Origin of the sequence: Pseudomonas sp. MN1F, assembly GCF_009391885.1 — a bacterium.
In the GTDB taxonomy this organism is placed as follows: Bacteria; Pseudomonadota; Gammaproteobacteria; order Pseudomonadales; family Pseudomonadaceae; genus Aquipseudomonas.
The window spans coordinates 55,557-72,191 of record NZ_VZII01000009.1; the positions used below are offsets into that span (position 1 = coordinate 55,557).

General features: G+C 63.7%; 13 protein-coding genes. 8 read left to right on the forward strand and 5 right to left on the reverse strand.

Going from position 1 to position 16,635, the window contains the following annotated elements; genetic code table 11:
• Positions 1 to 71: 71 nt before the first annotated feature.
• The 5 genes from F6X59_RS06130 (at position 72) to gcvP (ending at position 7,502) form a co-directional block, all read left to right on the forward strand.
• Positions 72 to 1,073 carry an extracellular solute-binding protein gene (locus F6X59_RS06130; RefSeq protein WP_152955434.1) on the forward strand — a complete coding sequence of 334 codons (1,002 nt, stop codon included), beginning with the start codon at positions 72 to 74 and terminating at the stop codon, positions 1,071 to 1,073.
• 160 nt (positions 1,074 to 1,233) lie between these two features.
• Positions 1,234 to 2,856 carry an iron ABC transporter permease gene (locus tag F6X59_RS06135; RefSeq protein WP_152955436.1) on the forward strand — a complete coding sequence of 541 codons (1,623 nt, stop codon included), beginning with the start codon at positions 1,234 to 1,236 and terminating at the stop codon, positions 2,854 to 2,856.
• 123 nt (positions 2,857 to 2,979) lie between these two features.
• Positions 2,980 to 4,062 (forward strand): glycine cleavage system aminomethyltransferase GcvT, encoded by a 1,083-nt coding sequence (gcvT, locus tag F6X59_RS06140; protein ID WP_152955438.1) that lies wholly within the window; start codon positions 2,980 to 2,982, stop codon positions 4,060 to 4,062.
• A gap of 48 nt (positions 4,063 to 4,110) precedes the next feature.
• The gene (gcvH, locus tag F6X59_RS06145) at positions 4,111 to 4,494 is read left to right on the forward strand and encodes a glycine cleavage system protein GcvH (protein WP_152955440.1); all 384 of its coding nucleotides are present in this window, start codon (positions 4,111 to 4,113) and stop codon (positions 4,492 to 4,494) included.
• Positions 4,495 to 4,628: 134 nt separating this feature from the next.
• Positions 4,629 to 7,502, forward strand: coding sequence for an aminomethyl-transferring glycine dehydrogenase (gcvP, locus tag F6X59_RS06150; protein WP_152955443.1), 2,874 nt, complete (start codon positions 4,629 to 4,631; stop codon positions 7,500 to 7,502).
• A gap of 30 nt (positions 7,503 to 7,532) precedes the next feature.
• On the opposite strand, the gene F6X59_RS06155 is transcribed toward gcvP, so the two are convergent.
• The 3 genes from F6X59_RS06155 to F6X59_RS06165 form a co-directional block, all read right to left on the reverse strand.
• Positions 7,533 to 7,847, reverse strand: coding sequence for a DUF2388 domain-containing protein (locus tag F6X59_RS06155; protein ID WP_110632695.1), 315 nt, complete (start codon positions 7,845 to 7,847; stop codon positions 7,533 to 7,535).
• Positions 7,848 to 7,936: 89 nt separating this feature from the next.
• Positions 7,937 to 9,613, reverse strand: coding sequence for a GspE/PulE family protein (locus tag F6X59_RS06160; protein ID WP_152955445.1), 1,677 nt, complete (start codon positions 9,611 to 9,613; stop codon positions 7,937 to 7,939).
• Positions 9,614 to 9,712: 99 nt separating this feature from the next.
• On the reverse strand, positions 9,713 to 10,030 hold the full coding sequence (locus tag F6X59_RS06165; RefSeq protein WP_152955447.1) for a hypothetical protein: 318 nt from the start codon (positions 10,028 to 10,030) through the stop codon (positions 9,713 to 9,715).
• A gap of 127 nt (positions 10,031 to 10,157) precedes the next feature.
• Between F6X59_RS06165 and F6X59_RS06170 the strand changes: the two genes are divergently transcribed.
• Complete coding sequence (locus F6X59_RS06170; RefSeq protein ID WP_079230134.1) at positions 10,158 to 10,628, forward strand: Lrp/AsnC family transcriptional regulator; 471 nt, start codon at positions 10,158 to 10,160, stop codon at positions 10,626 to 10,628.
• A gap of 13 nt (positions 10,629 to 10,641) precedes the next feature.
• Here F6X59_RS06170 and F6X59_RS06175 read toward each other — a convergent pair whose 3' ends face one another.
• Positions 10,642 to 12,009 carry a CYTH domain-containing protein gene (locus F6X59_RS06175; RefSeq protein ID WP_152955449.1) on the reverse strand — a complete coding sequence of 456 codons (1,368 nt, stop codon included), beginning with the start codon at positions 12,007 to 12,009 and terminating at the stop codon, positions 10,642 to 10,644.
• 115 nt (positions 12,010 to 12,124) lie between these two features.
• On the opposite strand from F6X59_RS06175, the gene argE reads away from it, so the two are divergent.
• Both argE and argA read left to right on the forward strand, forming a co-directional pair.
• Entirely contained in the window at positions 12,125 to 13,267 is a 1,143-nt protein-coding gene (gene argE, locus F6X59_RS06180; protein ID WP_152955451.1) for an acetylornithine deacetylase, read from the forward strand.
• Positions 13,268 to 13,392: 125 nt separating this feature from the next.
• Positions 13,393 to 14,691: an amino-acid N-acetyltransferase gene (argA, locus tag F6X59_RS06185; RefSeq protein WP_152955454.1), complete on the forward strand. Its 1,299-nt coding sequence runs from the start codon at positions 13,393 to 13,395 to the stop codon at positions 14,689 to 14,691.
• Positions 14,692 to 14,751: 60 nt separating this feature from the next.
• On the opposite strand, the gene F6X59_RS06190 is transcribed toward argA, so the two are convergent.
• Positions 14,752 to 16,128 (reverse strand): glutamine synthetase family protein, encoded by a 1,377-nt coding sequence (locus F6X59_RS06190; RefSeq protein WP_152955456.1) that lies wholly within the window; start codon positions 16,126 to 16,128, stop codon positions 14,752 to 14,754.
• Positions 16,129 to 16,635: the final 507 nt, after the last annotated feature.

The following is a 16,635-nucleotide window of genomic DNA, read 5'->3' on the forward strand; positions in this document are numbered from 1 at the left end:
CTCGGATGATGAGTCGGAAAATGGGATTCACTACCATTTGCACCTCTCATACGATCCGAGGAGTGCTTTCCATGTTGCCACGCAAGCCCCTACTGGCCGCCCTGGCCCTGACCCTGTTCGGCGGCACCGCCCAGGCCGCGGACGAAGTGGTGGTGTACTCCTCGCGCATCGACGAGCTGATCAAGCCGGTATTCGACGCCTACACCGCCGAGACCGGGGTCAAGGTGAAGTTCATCACCGACAAGGAAGCCCCGCTGATGCAGCGCATCAAGGCCGAGGGCGAGAACGGTGTGGCCGACCTGCTGCTCACCGTCGATGCCGGCAACCTGTGGCAAGCCGAGCAGATGGGCATCCTGCAGCCGATCAAGTCCGACATCATCGACCAGAACATCCCGCCACAGTACCGCGCCTCGTCCCATGACTGGACCGGCCTTAGCCTGCGCGCGCGGACCATCGTCTACTCCACCGAGCGGGTCAAACCGGCCGAACTGACCACCTACGAAGCCCTTGCCGACAAGCACTGGGAAGGCCGCCTGTGCCTGCGCACGGCGAAGAAGGTGTACAACCAATCGCTGACTGCCACGCTGATCGAGAACCACGGTGAGGCCAAGGCCGAGCAGATCGTCAAAGGCTGGGTCGGCAACCTGGCCACCGATGTGTTCTCCGACGACAACTCGGTGATCCAGGCCATCGAGGCTGGCCAGTGCGATGTCGGCGTGGTCAACACCTACTACTACGGTCGCCTGCACGCCCAGAACCCGAAATTGCCGGTGAAGATCTTCTGGCCCAACCAGGGCGACCGTGGCGTGCACGTCAACCTGTCGGGCATCGGCCTGACCAAGCATGCACCGCACCCGGAAGCCGCCAAGCAGCTGGTCGAGTGGATGACCGGCGAGAAAGCGCAGAAGCTGTTCGCCGACATCAACCAGGAGTTCCCGGCCAACCCGAAGGTCAAACCGTCGGCTGAAGTGGCGGCCTGGGGCAGCTTCAAGGCTGACAGCATTCCCGTGGAAGTGGCCGGCAAGCGCCAGGCCGAGGCCATTCGCCTGATGGATCGCGCTGGCTGGAACTAAGCGCCCGGCTTTAAGCTTCCGGGGCCTGTCAGGGCCCTTTCGCGGGTAAACCCGCTCCACAGGAACACCACCGCCCTTCAGGATGGCGCAAAACCCTGTGGGAGCGGGTTTACCCGCGAACGACCGCGCAGCGGTCGCCACCGCAATCGAGAATTCAACCTTGCCCCACACCCCCCAACGCCGCTGGTACCTCCCGGTCACCTTGACCGCCGCCCTGGTCCTTCTGCCCCTGAGCGTGCTGCTGCTGTCCTGGCAGTCGGTCGACCTGCAGATCTGGTCGCACCTGCTCGACACCCAGATGGCCCGCCTGCTGGGCAATACCGCGACCCTGGTGGTCGGCGTTGGCATCGGCGTCACCCTGCTCGGCGTCAGCCTGGCCTGGCTTACCAGCCTCTGCGAGTTCCCCGGCCGGCGCTGGCTGGACTGGGCACTGATGCTGCCGTTCGCCATCCCGGCCTACGTGCTGGCCTTCGTCTTCGTCGGCCTGCTCGACTTTGCTGGCCCCGTGCAGAGTGCCTTGCGCGAGGTATTCGGGCCGATGCGCCTGCCACGGGTACGCTCCACCGGTGGGGTGATCATCGTCCTGGTGCTGGTGTTCTACCCCTATGTCTACCTGCTGGCGCGCACGGCATTCCTGGCCCAGGGCAAGGGCTTGATGGAGGCCGCGCGGGTATTGGGCCTGTCGCCCCTGCAAGCCTTCTGGCGGGTGGCCCTGCCGATGGCGCGGCCAGCGATTGGTGCGGGCATCGCCCTGGCGTTGATGGAGACCCTGGCCGATTTCGGCGCAGTGGCTGTGTTCAACTTCGATACCTTCACCACGGCCATCTACAAGACCTGGTACGGTTTCTTCAGCCTGTCCAGCGCGGCCCAGCTGGCCAGCCTGCTGCTGTTGGCGGTGATGCTGGTGCTGTACGGCGAGCGCCGCGCGCGTGGCGCGACCCGCAGCGGCAACGAGCGCCCACGCGGGCAGGCGCTCTATCACTTGCGCGGGGTCAAGGCGCTGCTGGCCAGCGGCTGGTGCATGCTGGTGTTCGCCTGCGCATTCGTCATCCCACTGCTGCAGTTGCTGGTGTGGTGCTGGCAGCGCGGCCGGCATGATCTGGACGAGCGGTATGTCGGGCTGGTGCTGCACACGTTGTACCTGGGCTGCATGGCTGCGTTGATCACCGTTTGCGTGGCGCTGCTGCTGGCCTTCGCCCGCCGTCAGGCGCCGACGGGCGGTATTCGCGCCGGCGTCGGCCTGGCCAACCTGGGCTATGCCTTGCCCGGCTCTGTGCTGGCGGTGGCGATCATGCTGGCGTTCAGTTACCTGGACAATCAGCTGGTCATTCCCCTGTCCACTTGGTTGGGGGGGGCGGGCAAGCCGCTGTTGCTGGGCAGTCTGGCGGCCTTGCTGCTGGCTTACCTGGTGCGCTTCATTGCTGTGGCCTATGGCCCGCTGGAGAGCAGCCTGGAACGTATACGCCCCTCGTTGCCGGAGGCTTCGCGCAGCCTCGGCGTCGGTGGCGTGGGGTTGTTTTTCAAGGTGTATCTGCCGCTGCTGGTACCCGGGGCCTTGAGCGCTGCGTTGCTGGTGTTCGTCGATGTGCTCAAGGAAATGCCCGCCACCTTGCTGATGCGCCCGTTCGGCTGGGACACCCTGGCGGTCAGGGTGTTCGAGATGACCAGCGAAGGCGAATGGGCACGCGCCTCGCTGCCGGCGCTGACGTTGGTGCTGGTGGGGCTGTTGCCGGTCATCGGGCTGATCCGCCGTTCGGCTCGTCGTCCGGGTCACAGTCACTGAGGATGCCAGCTTGCGCCCTTGCGGCTACAATGCGCGGCATTCGCGCGGCGGGTCCTACAAGAAGAGCTGACGATCAAACGTCATCGACCGCTGCCGCTTCGCCACGCCCGGAAGGAGAAACCCATGGGACAGCGCACGCTTTTGTACGACTTGCACCTGGCGCTCGGCGCCAAGACGGTCGATTTCGGCGGCTGGGACATGCCGCTGCATTATGGCTCGCAGGTCGAGGAGCACCATCAGGTGCGCAGCGACTGTGGTGTCTTCGATGTTTCCCACATGACGGTCATCGACATCGCAGGTGACGATGCCACACCTTGGCTGCAGCGTCTGCTGGCCAACGACGTGGCCCGTCTCGACGGCACCGGCAAGGCGCTGTACAGCCCTTTGCTCAATGAAGACGGCGGGGTCATCGACGACCTGATCGTCTACCGCACCCAGAGTGGCTACCGCCTGGTCACCAACGCGGCCACGCGGGCCAAGGTCAAGGCTTGGCTGGAGCGGCAGAGCGCCGGTTTCAGTGTCTCGTTCGACGTTCGTCCCGACCTCGCCATCCTCGCCATCCAGGGGCCCCACGCCCGCGAGAGAGTCGCTGAGCTGCTGAGCCCCGCACGCGCCGCGCTGATCCGTGAATTGCGCCCGTTCGAAGGTGTTGCCGAAGGTGACTGGTTCATCGCCCGCACCGGCTACACCGGTGAAGACGGCCTGGAAATCATCCTGCCGGGTGATCAGGCCGTCGCCTTCTTCAACGACCTGGTCGGCGCCGGTATTGCGCCGAGCGGCTTGGGCGCCCGCGATACCCTGCGCCTGGAGGCCGGCATGAACCTGTATGGCCAGGACATCGATGAAAGCCACACCCCGCTGACCTCCAACCTGGGCTGGTCCATCGCCTGGGAGCCGGCTGAACGCAACTTCGTCGGCCGTGCCGGTCTGTTGGCGGAAATCGAGCGCGGTGTGCAGGAAAAACTGGTTGGCCTGGTGCTCGAAGAGCGCGGTGTTCTGCGTGCCCACCAGGTGGTGCGTGTAGCCGGGATTGGCGAAGGGGAGATCACCAGTGGTAGTTTCTCGCCTACGCTGAGCAAATCCATCGCCCTGGCGCGCGTGCCCATGGCGACCGGTGACCGTGCCGAGGTCGAGATCCGCGGCAAATGGTACCCGGTGCGGGTGGTCAAACCGACCTTCGTGCGCCATGGCAAGATTCTGATCTGAACATTCAACGGCGGGCCGAACCGCTGACCCAAACGAGGAATTCAAGACATGAGCAATATCCCCGCCGATCTGCGTTTCGCCGAAAGCCACGAGTGGGCGCGCCTGGAAGCTGATGGCACTGTCACCGTCGGCATCAGCGACCACGCCCAGCAAGCGCTGGGTGACGTGGTATTCGTCGAACTGGCTGAAGTCGGCAAGGTGTTCGCTGTTGGCGACGCTGCTGGCGTGGTCGAGTCGGTCAAGGCCGCTTCCGACATCTACGCCCCGGTTGCCGGTGAAGTGATCGCGGTCAACGAAGAGCTTGCCGACAGCCCGGAACTGCTCAACGAACAACCTTACGATTCGTGGATCTTCAAGCTCAAGCCGAGCAATCCGGCTGATCTGGACAAGCTGCTGGATGCCGCTGGCTATAAAGCCGCTATCGGCGAGTAAGACCGCGTTGCCTGCTTCGCGGCTTTAGCCGCGAAGAGGCCGAGCCTGCTGAAACAAGTTTTCCCGCACCTTCGCCGATCCCTTCCTAGACTTATAAGTCTCCATGAGACCTGGTCTAGGAAGAGAGCGTCGACATGTCCCAGTCGCCATCCCTGCATCAACTGCAAGAGCTCAACCCTTTCCTGCGCCGCCACCTGGGGCCCGATGCCTCGGAGCAGCAGGCAATGCTCAGCACGCTCGGCCTCAACAGCCGCAGCGAGCTGATCGAGCAGACCGTGCCGCCGGGCATCCGCTTCAACCGCGCCCTCGACCTGCCGCCAGCCCTGGATGAACAGGCTGCGTTGGCCAAGCTCGCGGGCTTCGCCGAGCAGAACCAGGTGTGGACCAGCCTCATCGGCATGGGCTACCACGGCACCGTCACGCCTACGGTCATCCTGCGCAACGTGCTGGAAAACCCCGGCTGGTACACCGCTTACACGCCCTATCAGCCGGAAATCGCCCAAGGTCGCCTGGAGGCGCTGCTCAACTTCCAGCAGATGGTCATCGACCTTACCGGGCTGGCGCTGGCTAACGCGTCATTGCTCGACGAGGCGACGGCTGCTGCCGAAGCCATGGCCTTGGCCAAACGAGTGGCGCGCAACAAGAGCAACGCGTTCTTTGCCGATGAGCACTGCCATCCGCAGACGTTGTCGGTACTGAAAACCCGCGCCGAAGGGTTTGGTTTCCAGTTGATCGTCGACTCTGTGGATAACCTCGCCAAACACCAGGTCTTCGGTGCCTTGCTGCAATACCCGGATACCCACGGCGAGGTGCGCGATCTGCGTCCGCTGATCGACCTGTTGCACAGCCAGCAGGCCCTCGCCTGCGTGGCCGCCGACCTGCTCAGCCTGGTGGTGCTGACACCGCCCGGCGAGCTCGGTGCCGATGTGGTGCTGGGTTCGACCCAGCGCTTTGGTGTACCGATGGGATACGGCGGCCCGCACGCGGCCTACTTCGCCTGCCGTGACGACTACAAGCGGGCGATGCCCGGGCGCATCATCGGCGTGTCCCGCGATGCCCGTGGCAACACTGCATTACGCATGGCCCTGCAGACGCGCGAGCAGCATATCCGCCGCGAAAAGGCCAACTCCAACATCTGCACCGCCCAGGTGCTGCTGGCCAACATCGCCGGTTTCTATGCGGTGTATCACGGCCCGGAAGGCCTGCAGCGCATCGCCCAGCGGGTGCACCGGCTGACCTTCGTGCTGGCCGCAGGCCTTGAGGCCAAAGGCATCAAGCGCCTCAACCAGCACTTTTTCGACACCTTGACCCTGGATGTCGGTGGCGCACAGGCAGCGATCATCGAGAGTGCCGAGGCCGCCCGCATCAACCTGCGCATCCTGGGGCGTGGCCACCTGGGCGTCAGCCTGGACGAAACCTGCAACGAAGCCACCGTGCTGCGGCTGCTGGATATTTTCCTGGGCGTCGATCACGGCCTGGACATCGCCACGCTCGACCAGCACGCGCTGCCCGAAGGCATCCCCGCTGCGCTGGTGCGACGCACGCCGTTCCTCAGCCACCCGGTGTTCAATCTGCATCACAGCGAAACCGAGATGCTGCGCTACCTCAAGCAGCTGGAAAACAAGGACCTGGCGCTGAACCAGTCGATGATCCCGCTCGGCTCCTGCACCATGAAGCTCAATGCCACCAGCGAGATGATCCCCATCACCTGGCCTGCGTTCGCCCAGCTTCACCCCTTTGCCCCCGCCGCACAGGCCACGGGCTACAAGGCGATGATCGACGAGCTGGAAAGTTGGTTGTGCGCCATTACCGGCTTCGACGCCATCTGCATGCAACCCAACTCAGGCGCCCAGGGTGAATACGCAGGGCTCATGGCCATCACCCGTTATCACCGCAGCCGTCATGAGCCGCAGCGTACGCTGTGCCTGATCCCGTCGTCGGCCCACGGCACCAACCCGGCCTCGGCGCAGATGGCGGGCATGGAGGTGGTGATCGTCGATTGCGACGATGCCGGCAACGTCGACCTCGAAGACCTCAAGGGCAAGGCCCATGCCGCCGGGGCCAGGCTGTCGTGCCTGATGATTACCTATCCCTCGACCCATGGTGTGTACGAAGAGGGCATCCGCGAGATCTGCGAGGTGGTCCACCAGCACGGTGGCCAGGTGTACATGGATGGCGCCAACCTCAACGCCCAGGTCGGCCTGACGCGGCCGGCGGACATCGGCGCCGATGTTTCGCACATGAACCTGCACAAGACTTTCTGTATCCCCCATGGCGGTGGTGGCCCGGGCATGGGGCCTATCGGCATCCGTGCTCATCTGAAGCCGTTCGTCGCCAGCCATCCGGTAGTGCCGGTTCCGGGCCTGGACCCGAACAACACTGCGGTCAGTGCAGCGCCCTGGGGCAGTGCGAGCATCCTGCCGATCAGCTGGATGTACATCGCCATGATGGGCCCGCAACTGGCCGATGCCAGTGAAGTGGCGATCCTCTCGGCCAATTACCTGGCCAGCCAGCTCGGCGGCGCGTTCCCGGTGCTGTATCGCGGGCGCAACCAGCGCGTGGCGCATGAGTGCATCCTCGACCTGCGGCCGCTCAAGGCGCAGACCGGCATCACTGAGGAGGACGTTGCCAAGCGCCTGATGGACTATGGCTTCCATGCGCCGACCATGTCGTTCCCGGTGCCGGGGACCTTGATGGTGGAGCCCACTGAAAGCGAGTCCAAGGCCGAGCTGGACCGCTTCGTCGAAGCGATGCTGGCGATTCGGGCAGAGATTGCCGAGGTGCAGGAGGGTAACTGGCCGGCAGAGGACAACCCGCTCAAGCATGCGCCGCATACCCTGGCCGATGTGCTGGCGCCGTGGACCCGGGCTTACAGCCTGGAGCAGGCGATTGCGCCCAGTGCCCACGTGCGCATGCACAAGTACTGGCCAGCGGTGAACCGGGTCGACAACGTGTATGGGGACAGGAATCTGTTCTGTGCTTGCGTGCCGGTGGAGGCTTACCGCTGAAATCTGGGGGCGCAGAGCGCCCCCAAAGTCTTATTCGGCGACCGCGTTCTTGGCCAGGATGGCGTTGGCCAGCTCCATGTCCGAGGCTTGCATCCCTGGGTTTTCGGCTCGCACTTGCTGCAGCGCCTGCTCCAGGAACGGCCCGCGAATCGCGCCCTCACTGGCGACGAAGCTGCCGGCGTCATCCTGCGCCGCGAGCACCAGCTTGTGGTCGTGCGAAGTGATGTAGCTCGACGCGGTGGTCGCGCCGGAAGTCATTACGTTACGCCAGAAGGTATCGGCCATGGCAGAGCCAACAGGCAGCGAAAGCAGGGCAGCAGCTGCGATGGCGGTTTTGAGACGCATGATGAAACACCTCGAAGGGTGAGGGTTGAGGATGGTCGGTTTGATCCAGCAAAATGGGTGCAAGTTCCTTGAATACAAGGGTTTTTTGCTCAGGAGCAGACCCGCAACACCTCCTCGGAACGGGTCAGCCCGCGGGCCACTTTCGCCTCCCCGCAGCTGCGCAGATCCTGTAACCCTTCAGCTAGAGCCTGCCGTTGCAGTTCTGCCAGATCGGTGCTGGCGCTTATCCGTGCACGCAGGCGTTCGCTCGGGATCAACAGTTCGAACAGCCCCATACGGCCACGGTAGCCGGTGCCCCGACAGACCTGGCAAGGATCGCTCGATGGGACGCCCTGGCATGCCTGGCACAGCAAGCGTACCAGGCGCTGGGCCATGACCCCGCCCAGGGTCGCCCTGATCAGGTAATCGGCCACGCCCAGCTCCAGCAGGCGGGTAATGGCGCTGCACGTGTCATTGGTGTGCAGGGTCGAAAGCACCAGGTGCCCGGTGAGAGCCGCCTGAACCGCCACCAGTGCTGTCTCGCGGTCGCGTATTTCGCCGATCATGATGATGTCCGGGTCCTGGCGCAGCAGGGCGCGCACGCCATCGGCAAAGCCCAGGCCCAGGGCAGGCTGCACCTGCAACTGGTTGAACGCCGGCTCCAGCCGCTCGATCGGGTCTTCGATGGTGCACAGGTTGACCTGCGGCGTGGCCAGCTGCTTGAGGCTGGCGTAAAGCGTGCTGGTCTTGCCAGAACCGGTAGGCCCGGTGACCAGCAGGATGCCCTGACGGCGCTGCAGCAGCATTTGCCACTGGGCCAACTGCTCGCCCTCCAGGCCTAACTGGTCGAAGTCCTCCTGCAACTGGCGCGGGTCGAACAAGCGCAGCACCAGTTTTTCACCAAACGGCGTCGGCAACGTCGAGAGGCGCAGTTCCACTTCACTGCCGCCTGGCAGGCTGCTCTTTACCCGACCATCCTGCGGGCGACGTTTTTCCGCTACATCCATGCGGCCCAGGTGTTTCAGGCGGCTGACCACGGCCAGGGTGACGTTGGCCGGAAAGCTGTAGACCGTGTGCAACAGCCCGTCGATGCGGTAGCGCAGGCGGCCTTGTTCGCGGCGTGGCTCCAGATGGATATCGCTGGCGCGTTGCTCGATGGCGTACTGCAGCAGCCAGTCGACGATATGCACGATGTGCGCGTCGTCTGCCGTGGCCTCTGCCTGGCGCTTGCCGAGTTCAAGCAAGTGTTCGAGCTCACCCAGGCTGGCCGCTTGCTGGTGCTGCGCACCTTGTACCGAGTGGGCGAGGCGAAACAGCGACTGGCCCAGTTGGCGGATTTGCAGCGGGCTGGCCAGCACACGGCGGATTGGCTTGCCCAGGCTGCGCGTCAGGTCGGCCTGCCACAGCTGTTGATAAGGCTCGGCGCTGGCCACGGTGATGGCGTTGGCGTCGTTGGCCACGATCAGGATGCCATGGCGTTGCGCGAAGGCGGGGGAGATCAGGCCATTGACCTGGGCCAGGTCGAGTTGCATGGGGTCGATGCGCAGGTAGGGCTGGCCAACCTTTTGCGCCAGCCATTGGCACAGGGTGTCCAGATTCAGTAACTGGCCAGGCTGGCTGCGGTCTTCCAGGCCCAGGGCCGCGATGGTCTCAAGCGGGTGGTGAGCACTGTAACGGGACGCTTGTTCGCGAATCTGGCATGAATCGTTGGCGGTCAGGTGCTGGTCGGCTTGCAAGGCGTCCAGCAGGCTTTTGAGGTCGAGGGGTTGCTCGTTGGGGGTGAACATCGGCGGCGTCCGTGACTTGGGGGAGTCCTGTGTCAAGGCTAGCCGGGCCTGGCGCAGCGAGCCTCGGGAAAGGGTTTCGGGTTTTTTCGCCGTTGGGTTTCAGACCGCAGCCAGCTCCAGACGGGCCAGGTTTTCCAGGCTCACGTCCCCGACACACACCAGGTTGCGCAGTTTTTGCGCAATCACTTGCGCCCGGTGCCAGCTCAGCCCACCGATGCCGACCTCGATGTCGAGCCAGTCGTCCTGCTGGCTGACCAGCACGCTGTGCGGCGTGAGGAACTGCAGGGCAAACAGGTTGAGCACCCGGCACAGGGTATCCGGCTCGGCTTCGGCCTGCAGGCGATAGCGCACGGTGCTGTGGCTGGCGTTGGCGGCCCAGGCATCGCTGCGGGGCTGGGGGCGTTCGAGTGCGTTCATGCTGGGTCTCCGCGAATGTGGGAGAAATTCTTGCACGTCGACGCCGGTATTTTTTCGCTATGATTCCATCGATTTGCAGGTATTGCAGATCAAACAATTCGGGCAAATGTATTTTGGAGAATTATTCATGCAAGGCGAACTGGATGCCTACGACCGGCGCATTCTTGAGCTGCTGCAAGAGGACGCGTCGCTGTCCAGCGCGCAGATCGCCGAGCGTGTGGGGCTTTCGCAATCGCCCTGCTGGCGCAGGATTCAGCGCTTGAAAGAGGAGGGGGTGATCCGTGGGCAGGTGACCCTGCTGGATCGCAAGAAGGTTGGCTTGAATACGCAGATCTTCGCCGAGGTGAAACTCAATGCCCACGGCCGCTCCAACTTCACCGAATTCACCGAGGCGATTCGCGGGTTCCCGGAAGTGCTGGAGTGCTATGTGTTGATGGGAGCGGTGGATTTTTTGCTACGCATCGTCACCTCGGATATCGAGGCTTATGAGCGCTTCTTCTTCGAAAAGCTGTCGAACGTGCCAGGGATCCAGGAGGTGAACTCAATCGTCGCGTTATCGGAGATCAAGTCCACCACCAGCCTGCCGCTATCGAGGTGAAGCCTTCGCGTTATCAGGCCTTGAGCAGGTGCTTCCAGCCCCGGCTCTGATCAACCGCCCGAGCCTGCTCGATCCGCGCTTCCAGCACTTCATCGCTGATCGGCAGCTCTGCCAGCTCATGCAGCTTCTTCAGGTCGCCATACAAGCGGTCCATCTGCGGCGCTTCGAGCACCTGGCGGGCATGGTGCAGCCAGGCCAGCAGCTGTTCGATGCGCGGTAGCTGTTCGGCCAGGTCTTCCGGGCGCTGGGTGTACAGCGGCAGCTTCAGCGAGCGGCCTTCTTCGCCCAGCAGGTGCGCCAGCCAGCTGGCCAGCTGCGCCTTGCCCTGGCGCTCGCCACGGCCCTTGCGCTCCACGGTCCAGGCACGGGCCAGCAGCCAGCGCGAGGTTTCCAGGGAGAACTGGCCCCAGCGTACATCCTCGAGTTCTTCGATGAACTGTTCGGGCGCGGCACGGCGGATGTCTTCGTCGTCATTGCCGGCCTGCACCAGCGGGCGCCAGTCTTCCAGCAGCGCATCGAGGCTGGCGCGCAGCTCGCGGGTGGTCGCGCGCGGCGCGGCCTGGCCCAGGCTGGCAACCAGTGCGCGCAGTTCGGCCAGGCACTGCACCCAGTCCTGCAGCAGGCGCCAGTGGCCATTGTGGCGGTACTGCTCGGCCAGGCGCTGGCTGCTGCCCAGCAATTGCCAGGCGAGTGCGGCGAAGGCATCGTCCACGGCCATCTCGGCGCTCAGCTCGGTAGCCGGGAGGCCCAGCTCGTAGCTGTCCGGCTCCAGCAGGCGGTAGCCGCGCTCGGCCTTGCTGATGTCGCACGGCATCAGCGGCAGGCTGGCGGCCAGTTCGGCGGCCAGCTCCAGCAGCGCTTCAGGGGCACCTTCGCGCAGCTCCAGCTCCACCTCGCAGATTTCTTCCTTGCGCTTGCCGGCAATCACGAAACCCTGGTCCAGCGCCGCCTCGATCACCACCTTGCTCTTGCCGCGGCCCCAGCTGATTTCAGCGTATTCGCGGGTGAAGTCGGTGGTGAACAGCGGCTTGATGGTTTTCTTGTCCAGCTCGGCCAGTTGTTCGGGCCAGCAGGTGGCGTCGAGCTTTTTCAGGTCGAGCTTGGCCTTGTCCAGATTCCATTCGTATTCGTTGCGCTCGGACAGCCCGGCGACGCTCTGGCCACGGCACTTCAGGGTCTGGATGATCGCCTCGCCGTCGCGGCGCAGGCGCAGGGCGACACGGGCGGCGGAAAGGGCGCGCTCGGGGGTGTCGAAGTACTGGTTGAGCAGCTCGCGGGTCTGCCAGCCGGACTTGTTGCGCTTTTTCAGCAGGGGGTGCTCGCGCAGGGCGGCCAGGGTCTCGCGGCTGGCGCGGAGCTTGAGTTCGGTTTCTTTGTGCATCACAGGCTCGAAGGAGGGGCGTCGTTGCAGGGCAGTCTACAGGAGTCGGCCGGCAACGGTTTATTCCAGACGGCGGATAGTCCTATGATGGGCAACGCTTCCGAGGAGTATGTGCATGCCGTTGCCGACGCTGAAAGACCAGTTTGCCGCCTTGATCGCCGCGCCCTCGGTCAGTTGCACCCAACCGGCGCTGGACCAGTCCAACCGCCAGGTCATCGACCTGCTGGCCGGCTGGCTGGGCGATCTGGGTTTCAGTTGTGACATCCGGCAGGTCAGCCCCGGCAAGTTCAACCTGCTGGCCAGCCGCGGTAGTGGCCTTGGCGGCCTGGTGCTGGCCGGCCATAGCGACACGGTGCCCTACGACGAGCAGCTGTGGTCCAGCGACCCGCTCAAGCTCACCGAAGCCGATGGCCGTTGGGTCGGCCTGGGCAGCTGCGACATGAAAGGCTTTTTCGCCTTGATCATCGAGGCGGTGATCCCGCTGCTGGAGCACGATTTCAAGCAGCCGTTGCTGATCCTCGCCACCTGCGATGAAGAGAGCTCCATGTCCGGCGCTCGCGCCCTGGCCGCTGCCGGCCAGCCGCTCGGCCGCGCGGCGGTGATCGGCGAGCCTACGGGCCTGCGGCCGATCCGCATGCACAAGGGCATCCTCATGGACCGCATCGACATCCTCGGGCGCAGTGGCCATTCGTCCGACCCGAGCCTGGGCCACAGTGCGATGGAGGCCATGCACGAGGTGATGGGCGAGTTGATGGGCCTGCGCCGGCAGTGGCAGGCAACCTTCAGCAACCCGCAGTTCACCGTACCCACGCCGACCATGAACTTCGGCTGCATCCATGGCGGTGACAACCCCAACCGCATCTGTGGCCAGTGCGCCCTGGAGTTCGACCTGCGCCCGCTGCCAGGCATGGATGTGGAACAGCTGCGCGCCGCCATTCGTGGCAAGCTGCAGCCGGTGGCAGAGCGTCATGAGGTACGCATCGACTACGCACCGCTGTTCCCTGAAGTACCACCTTTCGAGCAGGCTGCCGATGCCGAGCTGGTGCAAGTGGCCGAGCGCCTCACCGGTCATCGGGCTGAAGCGGTGGCGTTCGGTACCGAAGCGCCTTATCTTCAGCAGCTGGGTTGCCAGACCATCGTGCTGGGCCCTGGCGACATCGCCTGCGCCCACCAGCCCGGTGAATACCTTGAAATGTCACGAATCGAGCCTACCGTGCGTCTATTGCGTGACCTGATCCGGCACTATTGCCTGAATTAAACGTCCACCCTGCTGATTCGTTCTTGCCTAGAGGAGACCGCGCGTGACCGCAAGCCTGTTCCGACGATGATCCTGAACGCCGTGTGATTCACCGTTCTCCGTCCACTTTATCCACAGGCCCTGTCATGCCCGAATACGTCAACTGGCTACGTCATGCCTCCCCGTACATCAATGCCCATCGCGACTGCACCTTCGTGGTCATGCTCCCCGGCGACGGCGTTGAACACCCGAATTTCGGCAACATCGTCCACGACCTGGTGCTGCTGCACAGCCTGGGTGTGCGCCTGGTGCTGGTGCACGGTTCGCGCCCGCAGATCGAAAGCCGCCTGGCGGATCGCGGCCTGACCCCGCACTACCATCGGGGCATGCGCATTACCGATGCCGCCACCCTGGACTGCGTGATCGATGCCGTCGGCGCCCTGCGCCTGGCCATTGAGGCGCGCCTGTCGATGGACATCGCCGCCTCGCCGATGCAGGGTTCGCGCCTGCGCGTGGCCTCCGGCAACCTGGTCACTGCGCGGCCGATCGGCGTGCTTGAAGGGGTGGACTACCACCACACCGGCGAAGTGCGCCGGGTAGACCGCAAGGGCATCAGCCGCCTGCTCGACGAGCGCTCCATCGTGCTGCTGTCGCCACTGGGCTACTCGCCCACCGGGGAGATCTTCAACCTCGCCTGCGAGGACGTCGCCACTCGCGCTGCAATCGAGCTGGGCGCCGACAAGCTGCTGCTGTTCGGGGCCGAGCCTGGCCTGCTGGACGAAAACGGCAAGCTGGTGCGTGAACTGCGCCCGCAGCAGATCGCCCCGCACCTCGCGCGCCTGGGCAGCGATTACCAGGGCGAGCTGCTGGATGCTGCCGCCGAGGCCTGCAAAGGCGGCGTGGCGCGTAGCCATATCGTCAGTTATGCCGAAGATGGTGCGCTGCTGACCGAGCTGTTCACCCGCGAAGGTGGCGGTACGCTGGTCTCGCAGGAACAGTTCGAAGTGGTGCGCGAGGCGACCATCGACGATGTCGGTGGCTTGTTGGAGTTGATCAGCCCGCTGGAAGAGCAGGGCATTCTGGTGCGTCGTTCGCGCGAGGTGCTGGAGCGTGAGATCGAGCAGTTCAGCGTGGTCGAGCGTGAGGGCATGATCATCGCCTGTGCGGCGCTGTACCCGATTGCCGATTCGCAGGCGGGTGAACTGGCGTGCCTGGCGGTTAACCCGGAGTACCGCCATGGCGGGCGCGGGGATGAGCTGCTCGAACGCATCGAGGGGCGGGCGAAGCAGATGGGTTTGACTACCTTGTTCGTGCTTACCACGCGCACGGCGCACTGGTTCCGGGAGCGCGGCTTTGCGCCCAGCGGCGTCGAGCGGCTGCCGGCGGCGCGGGCTTCGCTGTACAACTACCAGCGCAACTCGAAGATTTTCGAGAAGTCCCTGTAGCCAGTACGGCCAGCACAACCCCTGAAACGAAAACGCCGCCCTCAGGGGCGGCGTTTTTGCTTACACGGTATGCAGATACCAGTTGTACTCGAGGTCGGAGATCGAGTGCTCGAACTCCTCCAGCTCGCTCTCCTTGCACGCGACGAAGATGTCGATGTACTTCGGATCGATGTACTTGTTGAGGATCTCGCTGTCGTCCAGCTCGCGCAGGGCATCGCGCAGGTTGTTCGGCAGGCTTTGCTCCAGCTGCTCGTACGAGTTGCCTTCAATTGGCGTGCCTGGCTCGACCTTGTTGGTCAGGCCGTGGTGAACGCCTGCCAGTACGGCAGCCATCATCAGGTACGGGTTGGCGTCGGCGCCGGCTACGCGGTGCTCGATACGCACGGCATCTGCAGAGCCGGTCGGCACGCGCAGGGCCACGGTACGGTTGTCCAGGCCCCAGCTCGGTGCGTTCGGCACGTAGAACTGAGCACCGAAGCGGCGGTACGAGTTGACGTTCGGGCAGAGGAACGCCATGGACGCGGGCAGGGTCTCGAGCACACCGCCGATAGCGTGACGTAGCGCGGCGTTCTGCTCGGGATCCTCGCTGGTGAAGATGTTGTTGCCATCTTTGTCCAGCACGGAAATGTGCACATGCAGGCCGTTGCCAGCCTGACCCGGGTAGGGCTTGGCCATGAAAGTGGTGTCCATTTCATGGTCGTAGGCGATGTTCTTGATCAACCGCTTGAGCAACACCGCGTAGTCACAGGCCTTGAGCGGGTCGGCAACGTGGTGCAGGTTGACTTCGAACTGCGCCGGGGCGCTTTCCTTGACGATGGCGTCGGCCGGGATGCCTTGCTCTTTCGCGCCTTCCAGGATGTCCTGCAGGCAGTCGGCATATTCGTCGAGGTCGTCGATCAGGTACACCTGGGTCGACTGTGGGCGCTTGCCCGAAATTGGCGAGCGTGGCGGCTGCGGGCGGCCGTTCACGTTCTCCTGGTCGATCAGGTAGAACTCCAGCTCGAACGCGGCGCAGATGGTCAGGCCCATATCGGTGAACTTGCTCACCACCTGACGCAGCACTTCGCGCGGGTCGGCGAAGAACGGCTCGCCTTCCAGTTCGTGCATGGTCATCAGCAGCTGCGCGGTCGGGCGCTTTTGCCATGGCTCATTACAGAGCGTATCGGGGATTGGATAGCAGATGCGGTCAGCATCGCCGATGTCCAGGCCCAGCCCGGTGCTTTCGACGGTGGAACCGTTGATGTCCAGGGCGAAGAGGGAGGCAGGCAGGTTGATGCCTTTCTCGTAAACCTTGTGGAGGCTGGTGCGCTCAATGCGCTTGCCACGCACCACACCATTCATATCTGCAATCAGAAGGTCAACGTAGAGAACCTCAGGATGTTCCTTAAGGAACGCGTTCGCTTCGTTAAGCTGAACGGCACGCGGGGGTACCGACATGATGCAACACCTTTGTTGTTAAAAATATCAATCAAGGGGGGCTTGCAGGACCAGTCAATCGAAAAGACAAACTGATGTCAAGCCAACCCCATGATGCCTCGAAATGGCACATCGACGGCAGATTTGCTGCATATCGGGGGCGTGCCATTATCCGCTATTTCCCTCGCAAAGGGCTATCTCCGACGTGCCGTGTTTTATTTTTTACGGAGGTGTTGTGTAAAAAAATTAACAAGGCTAAGCTCGGACTCAACCCAGAACACAATAATACGAGGGTCACATGGTCCGCTTGTCGCGACCTGAACGCGCTGCCTGCGCAGTGCAGTCGGGTATCCCTGCCGTTCCCGCACGCATCAGTCGAGCTGTGGCTTGCATGGCCGCAATAATTGACGCTTTGCGCCTTCGGACCACACCTCGTAACGCTTTTTCGTTGCTCTTCTCGTATTCCTGCCCTTTGATTTCACTACGGACACGCTTAATTTCAGTGTATCCACAGTGCGCCTGCGCGTG

Coding starts and splice junctions, on each gene's coding strand:
- gcvT (WP_152955438.1), top strand. CDS start 2,980: ATGGGACAGCGCACGCTTTTGTACGACTTGCACCTGGCGCTCGGCGCC.
- argA (WP_152955454.1), top strand. CDS start 13,393: ATGCCCGAATACGTCAACTGGCTACGTCATGCCTCCCCGTACATCAAT.
- F6X59_RS06165 (WP_152955447.1), bottom strand. CDS start 10,030: ATGAACGCACTCGAACGCCCCCAGCCCCGCAGCGATGCCTGGGCCGCC.
- F6X59_RS06130 (WP_152955434.1), top strand. CDS start 72: ATGTTGCCACGCAAGCCCCTACTGGCCGCCCTGGCCCTGACCCTGTTC.
- F6X59_RS06175 (WP_152955449.1), bottom strand. CDS start 12,009: ATGCACAAAGAAACCGAACTCAAGCTCCGCGCCAGCCGCGAGACCCTG.
- F6X59_RS06170 (WP_079230134.1), top strand. CDS start 10,158: ATGCAAGGCGAACTGGATGCCTACGACCGGCGCATTCTTGAGCTGCTG.
- gcvP (WP_152955443.1), top strand. CDS start 4,629: ATGTCCCAGTCGCCATCCCTGCATCAACTGCAAGAGCTCAACCCTTTC.
- gcvH (WP_152955440.1), top strand. CDS start 4,111: ATGAGCAATATCCCCGCCGATCTGCGTTTCGCCGAAAGCCACGAGTGG.
- F6X59_RS06190 (WP_152955456.1), bottom strand. CDS start 16,128: ATGTCGGTACCCCCGCGTGCCGTTCAGCTTAACGAAGCGAACGCGTTC.
- F6X59_RS06155 (WP_110632695.1), bottom strand. CDS start 7,847: ATGCGTCTCAAAACCGCCATCGCAGCTGCTGCCCTGCTTTCGCTGCCT.
- argE (WP_152955451.1), top strand. CDS start 12,125: ATGCCGTTGCCGACGCTGAAAGACCAGTTTGCCGCCTTGATCGCCGCG.
- F6X59_RS06160 (WP_152955445.1), bottom strand. CDS start 9,613: ATGTTCACCCCCAACGAGCAACCCCTCGACCTCAAAAGCCTGCTGGAC.